General features: G+C 66.4%; 10 protein-coding genes. 3 read left to right on the forward strand and 7 right to left on the reverse strand.

Translation table 11 applies throughout. From position 1 onward, the window contains the following. The first annotated feature begins 92 nt into the window (after window positions 1-92). Window positions 93-2300: a TonB-dependent receptor family protein gene (locus BM125_RS12140; RefSeq protein ID WP_092408318.1), complete on the forward strand. Its 2208-nt coding sequence runs from the start codon at window positions 93-95 to the stop codon at window positions 2298-2300. 78 nt (window positions 2301-2378) lie between these two features. Here BM125_RS12140 and BM125_RS12145 read toward each other — a convergent pair whose 3' ends face one another. Beyond that, complete coding sequence (locus BM125_RS12145) at window positions 2379-4049, reverse strand: diguanylate cyclase (protein ID WP_175498059.1); 1671 nt, start codon at window positions 4047-4049, stop codon at window positions 2379-2381. A gap of 85 nt (window positions 4050-4134) precedes the next feature. On the opposite strand from BM125_RS12145, the gene BM125_RS12150 reads away from it, so the two are divergent. Continuing rightward, complete coding sequence (locus tag BM125_RS12150; RefSeq protein ID WP_092408322.1) at window positions 4135-5784, forward strand: di-heme-cytochrome C peroxidase; 1650 nt, start codon at window positions 4135-4137, stop codon at window positions 5782-5784. Between the two features lie 42 nt (window positions 5785-5826). On the opposite strand, the gene BM125_RS12155 is transcribed toward BM125_RS12150, so the two are convergent. The 3 genes from BM125_RS12155 to BM125_RS12165 form a co-directional block, all read right to left on the reverse strand. Beyond that, window positions 5827-7896, reverse strand: a complete 2070-nt coding sequence (locus BM125_RS12155; protein ID WP_092408323.1) for a patatin-like phospholipase family protein — start codon at window positions 7894-7896, stop codon at window positions 5827-5829. Window positions 7897-7945: 49 nt separating this feature from the next. Then, window positions 7946-10267: a di-heme-cytochrome C peroxidase gene (locus BM125_RS12160; protein WP_217647861.1), complete on the reverse strand. Its 2322-nt coding sequence runs from the start codon at window positions 10265-10267 to the stop codon at window positions 7946-7948. Between the two features lie 203 nt (window positions 10268-10470). Then, window positions 10471-11244, reverse strand: a complete 774-nt coding sequence (locus BM125_RS12165; RefSeq protein ID WP_092408325.1) for an isocitrate lyase/PEP mutase family protein — start codon at window positions 11242-11244, stop codon at window positions 10471-10473. A gap of 254 nt (window positions 11245-11498) precedes the next feature. On the opposite strand from BM125_RS12165, the gene BM125_RS12170 reads away from it, so the two are divergent. Next, on the forward strand, window positions 11499-12644 hold the full coding sequence (locus tag BM125_RS12170) for an NAD(P)-dependent alcohol dehydrogenase (protein ID WP_217647862.1): 1146 nt from the start codon (window positions 11499-11501) through the stop codon (window positions 12642-12644). Here BM125_RS12170 and nadD read toward each other — a convergent pair. The 3 genes from nadD to BM125_RS12185 form a co-directional block, all read right to left on the reverse strand. Then, the gene (gene nadD / locus BM125_RS12175; protein WP_092408327.1) at window positions 12632-13300 is read right to left on the reverse strand and encodes a nicotinate-nucleotide adenylyltransferase; all 669 of its coding nucleotides are present in this window, start codon (window positions 13298-13300) and stop codon (window positions 12632-12634) included. The two genes, BM125_RS12170 and nadD, sit on opposite strands and share 13 nt — an antisense overlap. Further along, window positions 13290-14315 carry a DNA polymerase III subunit delta gene (gene holA / locus BM125_RS12180; protein ID WP_092408399.1) on the reverse strand — a complete coding sequence of 342 codons (1026 nt, stop codon included), beginning with the start codon at window positions 14313-14315 and terminating at the stop codon, window positions 13290-13292. The genes nadD and holA overlap by 11 nt, the downstream gene beginning before the upstream one ends. 103 nt (window positions 14316-14418) lie before the next feature. Next, entirely contained in the window at window positions 14419-21636 is a 7218-nt protein-coding gene (locus tag BM125_RS12185; protein ID WP_092408329.1) for a GEVED domain-containing protein, read from the reverse strand. Window positions 21637-21854 lie beyond the last annotated feature (218 nt).

Below are 21854 nucleotides of genomic sequence, written 5' to 3' on the forward strand. Positions count from 1 at the left end.
GCCCTGCGCTGTCGGTTTTGTCCGCCACCTGCGATAAAAGGCGGTCTGCTTGGCGTCCACAGGGGGCGCCGGGACCCGTCCCGAGGAATGCCATGAAACCACGAGTCATCGCGATGGGCGCGCTCGCGTTCGCCATTGCCCAGTGCCTGTCCGGCCTTGCTGCCGCCGAAACCCCCGCCACCCCCGGCGAGACGTCTTCCGAGCGCAACGAATTGCCGAAGGTCGAAGTGCGTGAACGCCGCTCGGACGACACCCGGCCGAAACTGCAGCACATCATGAAGGAAGTCGACGGCCCGCTGATCACGGTCACCAAGAAGACCTCGATCACCAAGCTCGATTCGGTTCCGACCGTGGTCGACAACAACCTGCGCGCGCTGTTCGCGCAAACGCCGGGCCTGTTCGTCTCCGAGCAGCAATCCCCGGGCCAGGCCAACCTGAGCTATCGCGGCATCGGCAATCCGCAGGAGTCGGAATTCGTCACGGTCATGCTCGACGGCATTCCGCTGATGTCGGACTGGATCGGCTATCCGACCATCTACACCCTGCCGCTGCCGCAGCAGATCTCCGAAGTACAGCTGATCCGCGGCGGCAGTTCATTGCTGTACGGACCCGAGCCGCCTCCGGTCGTCAACATGATCAGCCGCAAGCCGGTCGCCGATCGGGCCCTGGCCGGATATACCGAGGCGGTCGTCGGCAGCAACGGCCTGTTCGGTTCGTTCAACCAGTTGTCCGGCACCTCGGGCAGCTGGGACTACCTGGCCGATGCGCACTACCGCACCAGCGACGGCGAGCGCGACAACGGCGACTCGACCCTGCGCGGCGCCGACCTGCATATCGGCTACACCTCCGAAGACAATGCGCATACCTTCCTCGATCTGCGCATCTCGCAGCTCGAAACCGGCGATCCCGGCAAGCTCAGCTATCCGCAGTTCCTGGCCGATGAGGAGCAGTCGCCGACGCCCTACAACAAGCTCTGGACCGATCGCTACGTACTGAGCCTGACCGACGAGCGCTACTTCAGCGAGGACACCGAACTGGTGACCAAGCTCTGGGGCGGATACCAGGACAATGCCTCGCGTTCGCAGGATCGCGGCGCGGCACCGACCACGGCGACCCTGCAGGACGATCAATTCCGTTTCTACGGCCTCGATGCACGCATGCTGCATCGCTGGGGCCGCGGCAATGCGTTGACCGTCGGCACCACGGTCTACCATTCCGACGCGCCATTCCGCCAGTTCACGACGGACGGCCTGAAGCCCGACCGCTATGACCGCTATGGCGTGCCGTGCGCGTCGCCGGCGGCGAAGAACTGTGCGCGCCTGCGCCAGGATCGCTCGACCGACTACGCGGCCGTATATGCCGAAAACGTGTTCCGCTTCGCCGGCGGCTGGCATTTCGTGCCGTCCGTGCGCATCGAGCGCGAAGAGGTCGACATCAACGAGAGCATCAAGCCACCGAACCTGAGTCGCGGCCTGGTCGATCGCAAGGTCAGCCACACGGTGCCGCTGTTCGGCCTCGGCTTCGGCAACGATTTCGGTCGCGGCAACGAAACCTATTTCAACGTTTCCCAAGGCTGGCGTCCGGTCCGCTATTTCGACATCGGCTCGCCGTTCGGCAACACCTCGCCCGATCCGATCAACGATCCCGATCCGACCCACGTACTGTCGTGGGAAGCCGGCGTCCACGGCACGCCGGCCGACGGCCTGTTCTACGATGTCAGCCTGTTCCGGATCGACGTCAAGGATCGCATCGAATCGCAGCAGATCCCGAATGCGCCGCCCGGAAACACGATCAACGTCAACACCGGCGATACCCGCCATCGCGGTTTCGAGGGCCAGGTCGACTACGACTTCCTCGCTGCAGCCGATCCCAAGACGAACCGCCACCTGTCGGTGTTCGCCAGCCTGAGCCTGCTCGATTCGGACTTCACCTCGTCGAATCGCGGCTTCGTCGGCAACACGCCGGCATTCTCGCCAAGCCACCTGGCCCGAATCGGCATGGCCTACCGCGAGGACAAGAAGTTCAAGTTCGCGTTGTCGGTGGTCTCGGTGGCCAGCCAGTACTGGCAGGATTCCAACCTCGACAATGCCACTCCCGAGGCGAGCAATTACATCCCGGCCAAGGTCCCTTCCTACACGGTGGCCGACCTGTCGGCCGACTGGTGGGTCGCTCCGCAGATCCGCCTGCTCGGCGGCGTCTCGAACATCGCCGACAAGAAGTACTACGCGCGTGTGTTTGGCGGCGGTCTCGAGCCGGCCATCGGCCGCACCGCCTACATCGGCGCCTCCTGGGAATTCTGAGCAACCGACACGTGCCCGGCCTCGCCGGGCACGTTCCTCCCGGGACTGCGAAACCCGGCTTGAAGCAGCGACCCGGTCTCAGCCGGCGAAGCGTTCGACCCGGTTCCTGCCCAGATCCTTGGCTCGATAGAGCGCGCGATCGGCAGCCCTGAACAGCTCGTCCAGTTCGGCGAACTCCCTGTCACGCGTGCTTGCCACGCCAATGCTGACCGTGATCGGCGAATCGACCGATGTCGCGCTCTCGACGATGCGGCGCAGCGATTCGGCCACTTCCGCCGCTTCCTTGCCATCGGTCCCGGGAAGGATCAGGGCAAACTCCTCGCCGCCGAAGCGACAGACGTGATCGCCCCGACGCACGCCATTGCCGAGTCGTTCGGCGACCTGTCGCAGCACTTCGTCCCCGCGAACATGGCCGTGCTGGTCGTTGAACCGCTTGAAATGATCGATGTCGACGACGAGCAATGCCAGCGCGCCATTGCCGCGCCGGGCACGCTCGAACTCGGCTGCGGCCACCTCGTCGAAGTAGCGCCGGTTGGGCACGCGGGTCAGGGTATCGGTACGGCTCTGCCGCTGGAGTTCGCGGACCCGGCTGGCCAGGGCCAGCGACAACAGCACCATCTCGATCAGCGAACCGAGCTGGAATCCGTTCTGGGTCAACATGTTGTGCGGCAGCACGCCGAACACCTTGAGCATGTAGGTGAGCACGCCGACCAGCAGCATGCCCCAGGCGATCATGAAGAAGCGCGCCGGCCGATAGCCCCTGACGAGGCCCAGCGTTCCGAGGGTCAGGATCAGCGAGACCATGACCACCGTCAGGATCGCGATCGGCAGGATCAGCAACGAATACGGCATGAAGAACGAGGCCACCAGGCCGATTCCCGCCAGCGCCTGGGTGACGACGGCAAGCGTGTCGAGCCGGCGTGCGAAGCTGGCCGTACCGAGGAACGTGCGCGTGAACTGCATGCCGAAGATCAGCGTGAACGACAGCATCACGAGCAGTGACTGGTTGCCCCAGGCCGGACTGTCCGGCCACAGGAACTCGAAGGCGAGGCCGTTGTGGATCGCGAAATAGATGCCGTAGCTCGCCGCATACAGCAGGTAGAAGATGAAGGCGCGATCGCGAACGATCAGGAAGATGAAGAAGTTGTAGAGAACAAGGACGATGAAACCGCCATAGTAGGCGCCGTAGGCCAGCTGCTCGCCGCTCAGCGCGCCGACCAGGGCATGCGTTCCGTAAACGGCAAGACTGAGGTCGACCGGACCGCCCGATGCGGCACGGACGTAGTAGGTGCGTTCGCTGTTGGCTGGCACGTCGAGGTCGAACAAGAAGTCCCGATGCGCGAACTCGCGGGTCGAGAAGACGCTTCGATCGCCGGTCGCGGTATGCCGCCAGCTGCCGTCGCGCTGTTGCGCCCATAGTTCGAGATGGTCGATCAGCGGATAGTCTTCGCGCAGGACGACGTGACGGTCGCCTTCGGCGGGGTTGGTCAGGGTGAAGCGGACCCACCATGCGGAGCTGGTGAATCCGAAATTGGTGCCCATGGCCGGGGCGGGGCGAAAGTCGCCGGAGGCGCGAACGCTGTCGAAATCCAGATGGCCTTCCGGATCCTCGAGCACGTCCATGGCCGGGATGACCTTCTCGAACGAGAAGCCCCCATCTACTCTCTGTGGAGCCGCATGGGCAAGCGCCAGAACGGCGAATGCAAATACCAGGGTCGTGACGACAAACCGGGTCCAGTGTTCAAGCATGGCCTTGGATCGATTCCCCGTAGTCGGTCGCCGCATGCGATTCGTGCCTAGAATAGCAGGCTACGACTCAGGGGGAGTTTGGTCCATGGGCATCCTTTCCAGACTGTTCGCCGCGTCGGCAATCGGCCTCTGCGCGGCCGCATGCAGCCCGTCGGACAAGCCAATGCCGAATGGTGCCGCCGTGGCTGGCGGCGAGGGCGCGATCAATCTCGAGCAGGGTTGGAGCGCCGAAGTCCAGCAGCGCGCCTGGTTCACCTCGTTCGGCTCGAGATTGATCCCGACCCGCTGGCTGCAGGCCCTGGAGCTCCCGGGCAACGAAGTGCCGTATATGTCGGAGCAGAATCTCGAGGCGATCGGATTCCTGCTGCAGGCGAAGACGCCGGCCAATCCCGAAGGGTTCCCGGTCGGTTTCACCCAGGAGACCGACGCCAGCGGCCGTGCCTGGACGGGTCTCGGCTGCGCAGCCTGCCACACCGGCGAAGTCCGCTACCAGGGCCAGCGGATCCGCATCGATGGCGGTCAGGGCACGCTCGATTTCAACATGTTCGAGCTCACCCTGGTCGCCAGCCTGCAGGCGACCATCAACCACGACGCCGCATTCCGACGCTTTGCCGCGGCCCAGGGAGTTCCCGCGGACCAGTTCGAGGCACTCCGGCAGGAGGTTGGCGAGCTGGCCGACAGGATCCTCGCGCGACATCGCATGAACGAAGTCGAGGTGCCCTACGGCCACGGCCGGCTCGACGCCTTCGGCCAGATCTTCAATGCGGTTGCCGTGCAGTTTCTCGGCCTGCCGCAGAATCGCCGCGCGCCCGACGCACCGGTCAGCTACCCGGTGCTCTGGGATGCGCCGCATCTCGACGTCGTGCAGTGGAACGGTTCGGCCCCGAACGGCGGACCAGGCCCGCTGCTGCAGAACATCACGACCGCACTGGCCGTCTATGGCTCGCTGGATATCCAGCGGCCGGCCGGCATCGACGGCTACGCCTCGTCGATCGATTTCGCCCATCTCGACCAGATCGAGAACGACCTCTATGCCCTGCAATCGCCGCAGTGGCCGAGCGCGATCCTCGGCATGCTCGATGCCGGGCGCGTCGAGCGCGGCGCGCGGATCTACACGAAGGAATGCGTTTCCTGCCACCAGCTCTCCGATCGCAACGATCCAAAACGCGAGCTCAGGGCCGTGATCACGCCGCTCGACGAAGTTGGTACGGACCCACGCATGGCACGCAATTTCCTCGATTCGGTTTCCGACAGCGGCGCCTTCGAAGGCCGCAAGCAGGGTGTCGTGTTCGGCCCGGCACTCGAGGCACGGGCGCAGACCTCGGACCTGGTCGTGCATGCCGCGGTCGGCGCCGCCCTGGGCCATCCGCTCGAAAGCGTACGCAATGCGCTGAAGAGCTTCCATCGCGAAATCGGTTCGCCGCTGAACAGCCATCCGGATGGCTACAAGGCCCGCCCGCTGAGCGGAATATGGGCCTCGGCGCCGTACCTGCACAATGGCTCGGTGCCAACCCTTGCCGAACTGCTCAAGGCGCCCGCGCAGCGCACGACGCAGTTCTTCGTCGGCAGCCGCGAGTTCGATCCGCAGAGCGTCGGCCTGGCCGCGGCGCGTGGCGATAACGCCGATCTGTTCGACACCGACCTGCCCGGCAATTCGAATGCCGGCCATGCCTATGGGACAAACCTGGCCGACGACGACAAGCGCGATCTGCTCGAGTACCTGAAGAGTCTCTGAGAGGATGCACAGGACGGGGGCGCGAACGGCGCCGCCCCGCGCTCAGCTTTTCGCCTGCATCTCCGCGATCGCCTCGAACCATTCGGCGACGCCGGGCGGCGGCGTCGCGCCGATCAGCTTGCCCACGATCTGCTGGCCGAGCGCGCGGTAGGCCTCGAACTGCGGCTCGGCGAAGAACTGCTCGGAAGTCGGCTCGTCCGGAAAGGCCGGGTTGGCCCGCCAGTAGGCATAGATGTCGGCAGTCAGACCCGCGCACAGGGTCGGCTTGATGTAGAGGATCCGGCCCGCACTGCCATCGGCGTAGCGGATCGTGCCGAGCGCATAGGGTTGCTGCATCAGCGCCATGTCGCGCTGCCGATAGAGGCGATCGGCGTCGATGTCGATGTCGGCGCCGAAATCCACGCGCACGCGCTCGATCGCCCGTCCGAGGTCACCGAGCGTGGTCGATGGATCGGCACCGGCATCGGTGACGATCAGGAAGCGCACGCGCCGACGGATCAGTTCGTAGATGCCGAGATTCTCGAATCCGCCGCCGTCGGACAGGTGCACGTGGTGGCGCTTTTCGTCGAGGCCGATGCCGAGCATTTCGCGGGTGATGAAGATCCACCACCACGGCAGGGGCGGCGGACGCCGGTCGCCGAATTTCGGATTGGTCGCCCAGTAGCCGAGGCGAACATTGAGCAGGGCCATCAGGAACGACACCGAGCGAGCGCGGGTCGCGACCATGTCCGGATCGATGGCGGCGCCGGAGATCGTGAATGCATTGGACAGGGCCATGGCCCCGCCCGCGTAGCGGTCGATACGGCGGAAGCCGGTCGTCGTCGACCCCGTGTAGACCGGCGAGAAGAAAAAGCTGGTGCCTTCCCGGCTACGCAGCTTCTCGTTGTCCGAACTGGTCGTGTTGAGCGTGGTGTTGATCAGGTGCAAGGGCGCACCGTGCCCGGGACCCAGCTGGTCGAGCCTGAATTCGCCCGGTTCGATCACGGGTCCCGCGTCCACGTTCGGCAGGAAGGCGCCTGACAGGCGCGCCCTGTAATAGGCGTGGATCGATACCCGATTGAGGCTGCTGACCACGGCCAGGACCACCGAGAGTGCGAGAAAGCCGAAGAACAGCGGCGACGGCAACCAGGCTTCATGGACGGCCAGATGGTTGGCCAGCACGAGCAGTCCGTAGACGACCAGACTGAGGCCGATCGTGGTCAGTCGACCGCCGTTGTTGTCGCCCTTGCGTCGATCCAGCAGCATCGATGCGATGCCACCGAGTATCGGCGTCAGGTAGGCCATGTGATGTCCGATCGCTTCGGCGTAACGCGTCGCGAACAGATGCTCGACCATCTCGCCGAGGGTTTCGGCGATCGGGATCAGGCCAACTGCGATCAGGGCGATGCCGGCGATGATCATGCTCCCCATCAGCACGCGCAGGCGATCGATGCGATCGATTCTGGCGAGGCGCGGCACACCCGAAACGAAGGCGAAGGCGATCGCGACGAGCGGAAACGCGGCCAGGCTGAATGCCCCGGCCAGCAGCAGCAACAGGAAACCATGGTTGCCGCTCGGTACGTGGCCGCCGGGCAGCGACAGCCAGGCCGGCCAGGCCAGCGGCAACCAGTCGAGGGTCAGGGCATAGACCGCAGCGAGCAGCGGAGGGCCCAGAACAAGGACATTGACGAAGGTCGAGGCGAGTATCGAGGCAATCAGGGTCCAGATCGAAAAGCCACGCTGGCTGACCAGGTACTTGCCGTGGCCACGCAACCAGTCGAGCACGCTGCCGCCGCTGTCGGGAACCGCGACCGTGAACACGCCGCCGGGCGGAACCGGCGCAACCCGCGAGCGCAACCACGAATAGCACGACGCCACATAACCGCCGCCCGACACCGAGGAGAGATAATCGACCCGTGGCAGGAGGCCGCCGGCCTCGAGCGCCTGCAGCACGCCGAGGTTGAAGGTCGCCGAACGGATACCGCCACCGGAAAAGGCCACGCCGACCGCGTCGTCGTGCACGGGCGGCATGCCGGCCGCCTGGCGCCGGCGGGCCAGCCATTCGCGTTCGGCGGCGTGCACTTCGTCGAATGTCGCCGCATAGTCCACCGCATTCGCCGATGTCTCGCTCATGCCTCTGCCCTCGTGCCGCGCGCGCCGACCGGTTGCTGGCTTGCCGGCTTCATTGCCAGCAATCCGGCGGCGAAAAATCCTCCGGCGTGGCCGGCAGGTCGCGGTGGACCTTGAGGTATTCGACGATCGCCCAGCGATCGTTGTCGCTGAGCAGCGGACCGATCACGCCCGACGGCAGGGCATGGCCGACCGGATCGCTGCGCGCCGCCTCGAGCTGCTCGGGCGTGGCGACGAAGGCATGGCCGCTGTTGTGGTTGCCGTCGATGCTCGTGTCGAACCAGAAGCCGTTGTCTTCACCGGGCCCCGCCGGTTCGCTGGCATAGCCGACGTACTTCGGATCGAAGTCGCGGCGGCCGACGAAGAAGCGCGCGCTGCGCTGGTCCGGCGGCAGCAGCATCTGATACAGATTCGGCACCGAGCCATTGTGCAGGAATGGCGGCGTGGCCCAGACCCCTTCCAGCGGGCGTGGCTTGTAACCGGCGACCTGCTGCGGCAGGTCGAGCGTGCCGAATCCGCCGAGGCACATCTGCTGCTTCCAGCCGATGTGGTTGTCGGCGAAATATTTCGCCTTGATCATGAGGCCGAGGATGTTCAATCCCTGTCCCTCGCTGAGGCTCGAGACATCGATCGCCTCGAGCTGGCGATCGATCGCGGATTCGCCGCTCGACACATCATCGAGCAGGGCGCGCGTCCAGCAGCCGAGATCGCATTCCCAAGCCGGTGCCGTGGACGCCGTCTGGGGTTCACCCGCGGCGGTCAGCGCCGCCGCGATCGCCGCGAACGTGTCGCGTGGCACGGTCGCCTCCGCGCTGGCGTCGGGATCCGGATAGGTGGCCAGCAGCGGCGCCAGCGCCGCAGCGTCCATTCCGGCCGCCTGGCGCGCCTGGATCACTTCGTCGAGGTGCCAGCGCGCGTTGCGGGCCAGGTTGCGAATCAGCTGCGGGCGCAGCACACGGCTGATTTCCTCGCGCGTAAGACCGGCCTTGCCCAGGTCGTAGCGACGCGTCACGAAGCCGTTCGCCTCGCTCGGATCGGTACCGATATGCTCGACCGGGATCACCTCGATCTTCCATTCGGTGCCGGGCCATGGCTTGCCCGGCGCACTGGCCCGCTGGCGCGCCGCATCGGCCGGGTGCGGTCCATGGCAGCCCTGGCAATGACTGTCGAACAGTTGCTTGCCGTGCGCGGCGAGTTCGCTGTCGATCGCACCGAGCAGGTCCTCGGGCCAGCGCGGCGGGGTCAGCTTCTGCAGGGTGTGTTCGATGCGATCGAGGTTCGGGATGTCGACCGAGGAGACATAGCGCTGCTCCTCGGGCACCGGGTTACCGTAGCTGTCGGTCAGGCGGATCACCGCTCCGACCCCGAGCGCCTCGCCGATATTGCGCGCTAGCGGCTGCTTGACCGAACCGTTGTACTGGACCCAGTCGAATTTCCAGATGTTCCACACATACGGATAGCTGACCGGCGCCGTGGCGTCCTGGTAGTTGTTCGCGGCGAGGTGGTCGCCGAACACGGTATTGGCGATGCGACCGAGTGCGTCGGTGCGGCCGAAGCCCTCGACCACCGGATACAGGTGGCGCAGCGGACTGTTCTGGCCCTGGGTGGCGAAGGCCTTGATCGTGTCCCAGAGTTCGGCGTGCAGCTCGGACTTGCCTTCGGGATAACGTGGGCCGATGACCTTTTTCGCGAAGCGGTCGAATTTCCACGGATTCGCCCAGGTCGACAGCATCGAAGCAACCAGGGTGGGCCCGAACGCACCGCGCTGCATGTTGGTGAACTCATGCATGGCCTGGCCGCCGTCGATGCGGATCGCCGTGGTCACGCCGTTCCTCTTGGCGTGGATCTCGCCGGTGTGGCAGGCCGCACAGGTGATGTCGAGCACGTACTGGCCAAGCGCCCCATCGAAGTGGCGGGTGAAGCCGACCGGCAGCCGGTCCGGATTGGCCGCACTCGGCAGCGGATCGACGATGAAACGGTAGCGCTGCATGTGCTCGGGCTCGACGAAGCGCTTCGCGTCGAGCGGCATTTCCAGATTGACGAACCAGTTGTAGCGCAGCGGCGTGGTCAATGCGCCCTGCGGCATCGAAGTGCCCTGGGCCGTGTAGTAGTAGGTCTGGCGGTCGGGCGAGTCGGCCGTCGTTCCCCAGCCCTGGTCGAGATAGGCGTAGGCATCGACCTTCTCGTAGCCCGGAATCGTCGAAACCGGGACCAGCACGAAGATCGCGAAGCCGGCGCCGGCCAGCAGCGCGGCCAAGATGGCCAGATAGAACGCCCAGCGCAACAGGCCTCCCAGCGTGATTCCGAAAAACGCATTCCATGCGCGTCGCAACGGACCGCCGCGCGCGGGTGTCAAGCTGGGCCGCTTGGCCATCGATGATTTCCCCTGATTCGCCATGCAAGCGCGCGACGGGCGCCCGCTTCCCCGCGATCGGCCCGGACCTTCCCCGTCCCTGCACGTCGCTATCCACCCTCGCCGTGCCGCCATCGCTTTTCGAAGTACACCGCATCGGGGGGCTTCAGCGCAAGATTGCAGGTCGGCCTTCGTGCTTTGTCCACATGGAGACGGCTCCGCGCCTATCCGCCGAATGCGATGCGCGCTGTGTCCTCGAGATGACGCAGCATGGCCCGGTACGGTCCGGGCCCATGGCTGATGCGGGCGACGCCGAGCTCGGCCAGGGTGCTGCGCGACGGCGCATTGGCGGACATCATGATGTTGACCGGCAACGGCGAGGCCCGTACCGCACGTTCGATCAGGCCCGGATCGACCAGGCCGGGCAGAAACAGGCCGTCGGCGCCCGCATCGGCATAGGCTCGCGCTCGTTCCAGTGCGTGCCTGAGCAGTGCGGCATCGTGGCGGTCGCCTGGCTCGCGCAGGAAGACATCGGTCCTGGCATTGATGAAGAACGCGATGCCGCTCGACTCGGCGGCCCTGCGCGCGCTGGCGATGCGCCTGGCCTGTTCGGCCGGTTCACGCAGCGTGCCATCCGCCGGAAGACTGTCTTCGAGATTGCAGCCGACCGCGCCGATTTCGATCAGGCCAGCGATATTCCGGCCGACTTCGTCGGCGACCTCGCCATAGCCGCTCTCGAAGTCGATCGACACCGGCAGTTCGGTCGCCCTGACGATACGGCGGAGATTCTCGTGGACGAATGCCAGCGGCAACTGCTCGCCATCCTCGTAGCCCTGCGCCGCCGCCACCGACCAGCTGCCAAGGCCGATCGCGCGCGCGCCGGCAGCGGTGACGGCCCTGGCCGATCCGGCGTCCCAGACGTTGAAGATGACCAGTGGCTTGCCCGGCACGTGCAGGGCGCGGAAGCGTTCGGCAAGAATCTGGCGGGTTTCCGGCATGGCAATTTCCTCGTGAAAGTCGAAGTGCAGGCAACTGCAGGCAGGCCCGCTATCCTGCGGGCCGCGGGCTCGGTCGCCAATCCGCCGATAGCGTAGCCGGTCTGCGCGAGGCCGTCGTCCGTCGCGGACCACCTTCCGGCGGCGGGCCGGCCTGTGCAAAGTCCACCCGACCCGAATCTGTCGGGGATGATCGATACGGCGATCCGGGTCTCGCATCGCACTGGCGTCAACGATCGACACAAGGAGTATGGCCGATGGCCCGCATCTTCCGCTTCATGCGCATCCTGTTCGTGCTGGCGCTGGTCGCGCTGGGCGCGTTCGCGCTGGTCATCAGCCACGATTCGGCCTGCGGTGAGTCACCTGTCGCAGCGAACGGTTCGGCGCCGATGAAGGCGTGGGCCTATCGTTGCTACGGTTCGGCCGATGTCCTCAAGCTCGAAACCCTGGCCAAGCCGCTGCCCGCGGACGATCAGATCCTGGTCAGGGTCCACGCGGCCAGCGTCAACCCGCTCGACTGGCATTACCTGCACGGCACGCCCTACATCATGCGCATGGGCAGCGGTATCGGCGCGCCCGAGGATCCGCGTCTCGGCGTCGACTTCGCCGGTGTCGTCGAAGCGGTTGGCAAGGACGTCAAGACATTCAAGCCCGGAGATGCGGTATTCGGCGGCGCCGGTGGCGCCTTTGCCGACTACGTGACGGTGCGCCAGAGTCGAGCCCTTGCGCTGAAGCCCGAGCGCCTGACCTTCGAACAGGCCGCCGCGATTCCGATCGCGGCGATCACCGCGCTGCAGGCATTGCGCGATGAAGGTCGGCTCCAGCCCGGACAGAGGGTCCTGGTCAACGGCGCATCGGGCGGTGTCGGCACGTTTGCGGTTCAAATCGCCAAGTCGCTCGGCGCCGAAGTGACCGGCGTCTGCAGCACGCGCAACCTGGACATGGTGCATTCGCTCGGCGCCGATCATGTCATCGACTACACCCGCGAGGACTTCACCCGTGGCGATGTCCGTTACGACCTCATCGTCGACCTGGTCGGCAATCGCGGCATCGGCGAGATCCGGCGGGTACTGGCCGCGGATGGACGGCTGGTCATCGTCGGTGGGCCCAAGGGCAACTGGCTCGGGCCGATGACCGGTGCGCTCAAGGCCTTAGCCATGTCGCCCTTCGTCGACCAGCAGATGGGCATGATGCTGGCGCAGATGGACCAGGCCGACCTCGTCACCCTCGGCGAACTCGTCGATGCCGGCAGGCTGACCCCGGTCATCGATCGGGTCTATCCGATGCAGCAACTACCGCAGGCGATACGCTACCTCGAAGAAGGGCATGCCCGTGGCAAGGTAGTGGTCACGATCAGTGAATCCGACAACCGCGCTACGGCGAACGGCGATCAGTCACGCTGAGACCCCGGCGCGGCATAGGCCGAAAGCAGCGATGGCTCGGCGAGCAGCGCATCGGACACGAGATAGCGTGGCTGTCGACCCGCGGCCAGTTCGTTGCGCACCTGGGTCGCCGATATCTCGAGCGCCGACACGCGGATGTCGATGACCCGGCCGGCAGCCGAGTCTGCGAGGTCTGCAACTGTGCCGGTGCGTCGTGCTGCGACCTGTCGCTGCAACTCGGCAGGTTCGCGCGGCTCGTGTCCGGCGCGGGTCAGCACGCCGATATGGGCCAGCCCGAACAGATCCTGCCAGCGATGCCAGCCCGGCAGGCCGGACCAGGCGTCGGCGCCGACCAGCAGCACGACCGGCCGCGTCGCGCCGATTTCCTCGCGCAGGTCGGTCAGGGTGTCGACGGTGTATGACGGTCCCTCCCGCCGCAGTTCGCGATCATCGAGCAGGAGGCGATCCTGGCCACGCAGCGCGGCGCGCAACATGGCCAGGCGCTGCGCGGCGCTGGCCTGCGGTTGCGGTCGATGCGGCGGTACGTTGGCCGGCATCAGGCGGACTTCGGCATCGAGGAATTCGGCCGCTTCCCAGGCCACGCGCAGGTGACCGAGGTGGACCGGATCGAAGGTACCACCGAAGAGCGCCAGCAGACGCGGTGCTTCAGGCTGCACCGAGCAATTCCGCACCGCGCCTGGGTATCGCGATGGCCGTGATCAGGCGTTCGATCTCGCGCCAGACGTCGCCATCGGCGCGCCCCTTGGCGATGCGGTCGATGCGTCCGACCTGGACGATGCAGCGCTCCCAGTGCGCGGCATTGCCGGCCTGCAGTGCGCGCTTGAAGCCAGCCTGCTTGGCGTCCCAGATGCGTTCGGTCTTGAAGGCCTGGTTGAGATTGCCGCCCGCATGGGCCAGGCGCGACAGCACACGCAGCTGGTTCAGCAGCCAGCCCAGCAACGGGATCGCTTCGGCGCCTTCGGCACGCAGGCCGCCGACCATGCGCAAGGCACGCGTGGCGTCGCCGGTGATGGCGGCGTCGGTCAGCCGGAATGCATCGAAGCGCGCGTCATCGGCGACACTGGTCTCGAGCATGTCGATATCGAGCACGGCATCGCCGACCAGCAAGGCCAGCTTGTCGATTTCCTGGGCGGCGGCGAGCAGGTTGCCCTCGGTGCGCTCGGCCAGCAGCTCGATCGCGTCGCGCGTCGCTTTTACGCCATGCATCTTCATGCGCGCGGAAATCCAGCCCGGCAGTTCCTCGCGCTTGAGCGGCCAGACCGGCATGGCCACGCCGGCGCGATCGACGGCGGCGTACCAGGCGCCCTCGTGCTGCTTGCTCCATTCCTGGGCCGTGATCAGCAGCAACGTGTCGGGCGGTGGATCCGCGCACCAGGCACTGATCGCAGCCGAACCTTCCTTGCCCGGCTTGCCGGTCGGCATGCGCAATTCGATGACACGGCGGGTCGCGAACAACGACATCGCCGCACCCGACATGGCCAGTTCGTTCCAGTCGAAGCGGTTGTCGACATCGTGGATCTCGCGTTCGACGTAACCGAGTTCGCGGCTGCGGGCACGCAGGCGATCGGCCGCCTCGAGCACGAGCAGGTGTTCGGCGCCGGCGATCAGCCAGACAGGCTTCAGTTCGCTGGCGCCGAGCAGGCGCGGAAGATCGGTGATTCGGGCAGGCATCGGGCGATTGTACGAGACTCGAACGGCGATGACCTCCGCCCGGCATCTGCGCGGATTGCCGGCCATTGCCTCCCCGGCCTGGCCGGGGAGGCATCAGGCCCTGCTAGGCGTGGGTCCTGGTCAGCCTGCGCGCCGCAAAGGCGAGAAGCACGACGCTCAGGGCCAGCAGTCCGAACAGATTCAGACTCGGGATGCCGACCGCGACACCGACGCCGGCGAAATCGGCATCATCTTCGTCCTGGCCCTGGTTGTCGATTGCATCGTCGAGCGGCGGTCCGTCGTTGTCGGCATCGGCATCCGGATCGGAATCCTTGTCGCGAATGGGATTGCCGATTTCATCTCCGGCACTGGAGATTTCCGCGCTGTTGATGACGGTTCCACCGAAGGCCTGCACCAGGCGCAGGCGCAACGGCAGTTCGACGCTCGCACCCGGCGCCAACGGCCCCGCAATGGAGATGCTGGCGCGGTTGCCCGCCAGGGCCGTCCAGCTAGGATCGTTCAACTGCAGTTGCACCGGAATGTGGTCGATGACCGTGATGTCGGTCGCCGGAATCGTGCCCTGGTTGAACACCGTGATCGTGAAATCGACGTTCTCTCCGACCATGTGCAGGGTCGCCAGCTGGCCCGGCGCGAGGGTCTTGCGCAGGGCCAGGTCGAAGTTGGTCAGCAAGCCGAAGTCGACGCTCAGGTTCGAGTTGAAATCGGCATCGCCGTCGTCGGTCGGCTCGCCCTTGGCCACCAGCGTGACCGGCGCCGACCAGACGCTGGCGCCGTTCAAGCTGCCATTGTCGTCATTGTCGAGGTCGTTGTCGGGATCCGGCGCCGGCTCGTAGGGTCCGGTCGGCAGCCAGCGCCGACCGGTGCCGGTCGAGACGATGTAGCGGTCCGGCGCGAGCACCTCGACCAGATAGGTATCGGGCAGCAAGGCGCTGAACAGGTAGTTGCCGTTGCCATCGGTGGCCGTGCTGTCGATCGCCGCGCCATCGGGCGTGCCGTCGTTGTTGGCATCGAGGTACAGGTTCACCGGAACGCCCGCAATACCCGGCTCGCCGGGGTCGACCACGCCGTTGTTGTCGAGATCTTCCCAAACCAGGTTGCCAAGGCTCATCGCACCGCCGGTGCTGTCGACCTGGTAATCCTCGACTTCGCCATCGGCGACGACGCCGGTCGGCGAGCAGCCGGTCTGCGTCGACAGGCGGAACCGCGCGTACGGATTGGCCACGTTGCCGGGCGGCACCACGCCGAAGTCGATCGTGACGTTTCCGTTGACCGTACCGGTCGGAATTGCCTGCTGCGTGCTCTCGTTGGCATCGTCGAAATCTCCGTCGCCGTTCCAGTCCATGAAACTGCACAAGCTGGCCGGACTGCCGGTCGTATTGGTCACGGTCGCCGGGGTCGTGCTCGGACTGCCCTGGTTGTAGATCGGGCGCAGCTGCACGCCGTCTTCGTCGTCGCCGGGCACCGCGCAGGTGCCGCTGGTGAATCCGCTCGCGCCCGCGTCATCGCCGCTCGCCGCGGCGTTGGCCTGGCCATCGTCCTCGTCATCGACGCAGGCACCGATATGCAGCCCCGGCACGATGCCGTGGGCCGGACCGTTGTCGGCGAAGCGTGTGCTGTAATCGCCCGTCCCCGTACCCGCCGCGCTGTCCGGCAGATCGCCGAAGTCATAGGGGCGGAAGCGGACCACGTAATCCTCGACTTCGCCATCGGGCTCGGCGCCAACCGGCGAGCACGGCGTGCTGGCCGTACTCAGGCGGAAGCGCGCATACGAGTTGAGCGGTGAAGCGGGTTCGACCGGTCCGAAGACCAGCGGGAACTGCAGGTTGCTGCTGCCATTCGGCACCGGCACGCTCGCCGATTCGCCCGTGTCGCCGAAATCGCCGTCGGCGTTGAGGTCGATGAAGCCGCAGATGCGTGCGGCATTTCCGGTCGTGTTGGTGGCGGTGACGCGAACCGTATGCGAGCCGGCCTGGATATCGTCGAGATCGGTCAGGTTGACGCCGTCCTCGTCGTCCAGCGTGCCGATCGCATCGTCACCGTCCGCATTCGCGCTCGGCTGGCCATCGGCCTCGTTGTCGACCGAGGCGCCCATGAACAGGCCCGGCACGATATCGTGCTGCGGCCCGCCGTCGGCGATCAGGGTCTGGTAGTTGCCGGGACCGCTACCGACACCGGTGTCGGGCAGATCGCCGAGATCGATGCGGCGCACATCGACGACGTAGTCCTCGACCTCGCCGTCGCTGGCGAGACCGGATTCGACGCAGGCGCCGGCGCTGTCGGTACTCAGGCGGAAACGCGCGAAGGTCGGACCGCTCGGCGTGTTCAACGGCTTCGTGAACGGCAGCAGCAAGGTCGCGTTGTTGCTGCCGCTGGGCACGATCACCGAGGCCACCTCGATGCCCGGCGTGAAACTGCCGTCCTGGTCGAAATCGATGAAACCGCAGAGGCGCGCATCGGTGCTGCCAAGGTTGGTCGCGTTGACCCGGACCGAACCGGGCTGGCCGACCACGAAGGCGAGGCTGGCGGTATCGACGCCATCCTCGTCATCACTGGTCTGCAGGTCGTCGCCGCTGGCGATCACGTTCGGTTGGCCGTCCGTTTCGGCATCGACGCGTGCGCCGATGAACAGGCCGGCAACGATCGGATGCACGGCGCCGCCGTCGGCGAGCAGGGTCCGGTAATTGCCGTTGCCGGTTCCGGCCGCGGGATCGGGCAGATCGCCGAGATCGGTGACGATGGCGGTGAACGCGTAGTCCTCGACTTCGCCATCCGGCGCCGCGCCGTTCGGCGAACAGCCGCCGGCCGTGCTCAGACGGAATCGCGCGTAACCGGCCGGCACCGTGCCGGGCGGCGCCACGCCGAAGTTGAGCACGATCGCCGCATCGTTGCTGCCGTTCGGCACCGGCGCGCTGGCCGTTTCGCTGGCATCGGCGAAATCGCCGTCGCCATTGAGGTCGACGAAGCCGCACAGCGTGGCGCCTGTTCCGACCGTGTTGGTGGCCAGGGCGATGACGTTGACCGGGCCACCCGTCAGGAAGGCCAGCGAGGCCGGATCGACTGCGTCTTCGTCGTCGCCCGGCGTCGCGCAGCTGCCATTGGTCAGGGTACCGGCGCCGAGGTCATCGCCACTGGCGGCGACATTCGGCTGGCCGTTGATTTCGGCATCCTCGCAGGCGCCGAGGCGCAAGCCCGGGCGCAACACATGCGACGGGCCGCCACTGCCGATCAGGGTTTCGTAGTTGCCCGGGCCGATCCCGGCGCCGCTGTCGGGCAGGTCGCCGAAGTCGACCGCGTCCTGCACATCGACCACGTAATCCTCGACTTCGCCGTCGCTGGCCGGTCCGGTCGGGGCGCAGGCGACGCCGGTGTCGGAGCTGATGCGGAATCGGGCGTAGGTCTGGCCGGTGAAGCCGGGCGGCACGATGCCGAAGGACAACGTGGCCGAACCGCTGCCATTGGCGACATCGAGCGTTGCGGTTTCGCCGGCGCCTACGAACGCGCCATCGCCATCGTAGTCGATGAAGCCGCAGATGCGCGCCGACGCCGCACCCGGGTTCGGGTTGTCGTAGCTGACCCGCACGTCGCCTGGTGCGCCGATGTACTGGGTCAGGTCGGCGACGTTCACGCCGTCTTCGTCATCCGGCACACCGTTGCCGTCATCGCCGTCGGCGCCGACATTGGGCTGACCATCGACTTCGGTATCGACCGTGGCGCCCAGGCGCAGCGCGTTGATGACCGGATGGACCGGACCGTTGTTCGCGATCAGCGTGCCGTACGAGTTCGGCGCGTCGCCGAGATCGACCGGCTGCACGAAGCCGAAGTCGACGCTGTAGTTCGAGGCCGAGTCCGGGAAGACCGTGTTGCCGTCGGCATCGTCGTCGGCACCGCCGAAGCGCAGCGTCTCGCTGGTCGGCTCGGGCGCGACCGGCGGCGAGCCGGCGACCGGTCCGAGACTGATCAGGCCAGAGGCGATCGAGTTCGGCGTACCGCCGCAGACGCTGACGCCGAGGATCGCGCCATTGTCGTTGTTGTCGCCATCGGCGTTCGGGCTGGCTTCATCCGGCACGGTCGAGAACAGGCCGTTCAATGCAAGCTGGGCCGGCGTGTTGGCAATCGCGACGTAGTAGTCGTTGCCGGCCAGGAGGTCGGTGAACGCATATTTGCCGGGATTGCCGGCCACGGTTGCCGTGACCGTCGTCGCCTGCAGCGTATCGCCGGCACTCGGACCCGCGGTGCCATCGGTATCCCGACACAGCAGCACGGTCACCCCATCGATGCCGGGTTCGCCACTGTCGGCGCGGCCGTTGTTGCGCTGGGTCGGGTTGCCGGCGCCGTCATCGCGCCAGACCAGATTGCCGAGGCGGTAGCGCTCGGGAAGGATCACGCCGACTTTAGGCGGTTCGGCGGTCGGCAGCAGGTCGGCGGCGATCGTCGCGGATTCCTGGAAAACGCGATGGGCGAACGAATTCCATGACGGATTGAAGACCGCCGTGTTGCCGCGAATCGCCGGCGCGGTGCCGCTGACGTAGCTCGGCGGCGCACCGGTGGCCGGCGCGCGCATCGGCACATCGACCTCGAGGTAGGTGCCGGCGACCCACTGCGTGGTCGCCGCTGGCGAGGTCAGGTTCGAGAATGCACGGATGCGGAAACCGGTCGTGGCCGAGGCCGGCACCGGCACTGCGGTACTCCAGGTCCCAGGCGTGCAAGCGGCAGGGAATGAATTCTCGATGGCCGCGGTACCGGCCTGCGCCGGCGAATAGTTGCTCGTGCGCACCTGGCCGCGACAGAAGTTCGGCGTGGTCGTGTATTCGATCTGCACCGCCGCAGCACTCGCATAGGTGACGGGATCGAGGCCCGGGTTGACCACCTGGATCAGCGCAGGCACGACCACGGTCGCCGACAGCGGACCATCCAGTACGGGCGCCCAACGGCTCAGCCGTGCCGTGCCACTGAGCGGACCGCCGACGCCGGTATCGCCGATGAACGGTATCGTGTCGTAGACGACGTATTCCTCGAGCAGGCGGTTGCCGGCATTGGCCAGGCGCAGACGATAGCGGAAGTTGCCGCCATGATCGGTGCGCGCCACGCAAGGGAAACGGGTAAAGCTCGACGGCGGACCGCCGAAATTGGTGTCGTAGTCGGGACACGCCGAATTGTCGGTGGCCACAGCCGCCTGCGACGGGTCGCCGACTACGGCCAGGGACGGATCGCCTTCGACCCATTTCTCGCCTCCGAGCAGGAACGCTTCGGACACGCGGAATGTCGCCGAGGTCGGGCACATCAGGTCGGTCGTCGAGCCGTCGTTGTCGAGATCATCGACGTCGACGCTCGGCGCACTGTTGTTCGGGCAGGTGAATGCACCGGACGGACCCGGGTCGAGGAATACAGCCATGTCGTTGAGGTAGGCAGCAGCTGGCGACAGGTTGGCCGGCACGCCCTCGCGGACGCGGGCACGAATCACCACCTGGGGGCCGGGAGAGCCCACCGCGAAACTGCCGGTGAAGGCGACCCGGACCAGGGTGCGCCCGGTGCTGCCGTAGTCCGGAATCACCTGCAGCACGCCGCCGCCCGGCGTGGTGCTGACCAGGCTGACGAACTCGAGCTGGATCGGCAACCAGTCGGAGATGACCGGATTGACGATCGGCGCCGTGCTGTCCCCACCGACATGGTCGGCGTTGAGCGTGAAGTCGATCGCTGCACCGGGTGCCGCGATGGTCGGATTGGCGGACTTCGACGGGCGCACCGAGGGCGTGCCCTCTTCCACCCGCACGTTCGCGCAGCGCACTGCCGGCGTCGCCGGCCCACCGCTGAAATTCACATAGGTGCAGTTCTCTATGGCTGAGGGCACGATCACGGGCGGACTCGAACCGACGTCGTAGCGCACCTGCGGCGAGGTCGTGAAGGCGAAATTGCGTGGCGTGTCCGGTCCGTTCGCGCCAAGGTCGGTGAAGACCCAGCGCATGCAGGTGGCGCTGGCGGCGATGTCGCCCGGCACGTTCCAGGTGATCGAGGCGCCCGGACTTGCGATGTTGGTCGCCAGCGCGGTGGTGGCCGAGAAGTCGCACAAGTTGCCGGGACCGACCGGCAACGTCGTGTATTCGACGGTCGCGCGCATGTCGCTGCTGACCGCACCGTCGGCCGGCGAATTCCAGCGCCCGCTGCTGACCGAGGCAAACGTGATGCCGGGCGGCAACGCTGCCAGGGCCTGCGGGAAGCGCTCGACCACGGTGAAGTTCGGTACTCGCACGTTCGAGTTGTTGGTGTTCGCGGTGATGCTGTAGACGATCGGGTTGCCGCTGCCCGGAGCGACATCGGGCGCGCTCTTGTTCGAGGTGCCGTCCGCTGCAGGGTCGCCGATCGTGTCATTGCGCACGCCCGGACCGATACCGACCGGAGCGCCGCTGACCGGTACGATCGTCGCGTTGGCGACATTGTTGATCGCGGTGCCGACCGGCAGACCGAACGGATAGCGCACCACGAACGTACGGTTGGCGCAGGCTGTTCCGGTGTGCAGGTTCTGCAGCCCGGTGGCCGGCGGTGTCGAGTCGTCGAGGGTCCAGGTGATCGTCACCGGCGGACCGGCAGCGACGATGCCACCACCACTGTTCTCGACGCTTGCTGCGGTCAGGCCAGGCACGTCCGGCAGGGTGTCGACCAGGGTCGCGCTGGTGATCGGCATGTTGCCACTGGCCGAGGTCGAGCAGATCTGCACGCGATAGGTGACCGCTTCGCCGGCAGCGACGGCCAGCGATGTGGCCGGATCCTGGCGCTGCTTGCGCACCGTGTACCGCGGCGTCGGCGCATTGACACCGACCGGCGCGGCCTCGGCGTAGCTGCAATCAACGGTATCCGGCGGCAATGGCGGTCGCGGTCCGCCGATCGCTGCATTCTGCGGCGGCGGTGGACAGACGAAGCCGTTGATGCCGGCGACCCCGCGGTTGACCACGTCGGTGACCGCCACGGTGATGTCGGGAACGATGCGCAGGTTGACGTCGAGCGAGAAACTGTCGCCGCCGGCGTAGCTGTTGCGCACCAGCACCAGGGTATTGCTGCCAGCCGTGCAGGTGATGCTGTTGAAAAAGGCCGAGACCGGGCAGTTGGCCATGACCAGCTCGGCCGGGAACGCATCCTCGATGCGCAGGGTGCCGCAACCCGAGACGAGGTTGTTGCACGAACCCTGCAGCCGATAGGTGACCGTCGTATTCGTATTGAATGGCCCGGCGCCGCTGATGCGCGTCTTGGTGAAGGTCTGCTGGGCCAGCGCGCTGCTTGCGGCCAGCATGAAGAACGTGGCAAGTACCCACTTGATTGCGTAGTGCATGAAGTCCCCGGAACTGTTGGATGTCGAACAAGACGGCGCGAGCGGAATGGCGAGGCCACTCCAAGCAATTCCCACGCCAGATTTCCTCGCGTAACCGAATCGTCATGGTGGTGGGAGCAGGATCTCCCGACGCTGCAACCGCGTCCGGGCCCCGCTTGCGCACCACGTCGTGCAACACCGGAAAGCCGAAACGGCCATGCAGATTAAAGCCGTCGAAA

Source organism: Dokdonella immobilis (assembly GCF_900115085.1).
GTDB lineage: Bacteria > Pseudomonadota > Gammaproteobacteria > Xanthomonadales > Rhodanobacteraceae > Dokdonella > Dokdonella immobilis.

Bases quoted from the DNA above. Each gene is read 5' to 3' on its own strand.
- BM125_RS12140 (WP_092408318.1), top strand. From the start codon at position 93: ATGAAACCACGAGTCATCGCGATGGGCGCGCTCGCGTTCGCCATTGCC.
- BM125_RS12150 (WP_092408322.1), top strand. From the start codon at position 4,135: ATGGGCATCCTTTCCAGACTGTTCGCCGCGTCGGCAATCGGCCTCTGC.
- BM125_RS12170 (WP_217647862.1), top strand. From the start codon at position 11,499: ATGGCCCGCATCTTCCGCTTCATGCGCATCCTGTTCGTGCTGGCGCTG.
- BM125_RS12185 (WP_092408329.1), bottom strand. From the start codon at position 21,636: ATGCACTACGCAATCAAGTGGGTACTTGCCACGTTCTTCATGCTGGCC.
- holA (WP_092408399.1), bottom strand. From the start codon at position 14,315: ATGCCTGCCCGAATCACCGATCTTCCGCGCCTGCTCGGCGCCAGCGAA.
- BM125_RS12160 (WP_217647861.1), bottom strand. From the start codon at position 10,267: ATGGCCAAGCGGCCCAGCTTGACACCCGCGCGCGGCGGTCCGTTGCGA.
- BM125_RS12155 (WP_092408323.1), bottom strand. From the start codon at position 7,896: ATGAGCGAGACATCGGCGAATGCGGTGGACTATGCGGCGACATTCGAC.
- BM125_RS12165 (WP_092408325.1), bottom strand. From the start codon at position 11,244: ATGCCGGAAACCCGCCAGATTCTTGCCGAACGCTTCCGCGCCCTGCAC.
- BM125_RS12145 (WP_175498059.1), bottom strand. From the start codon at position 4,049: ATGCTTGAACACTGGACCCGGTTTGTCGTCACGACCCTGGTATTTGCA.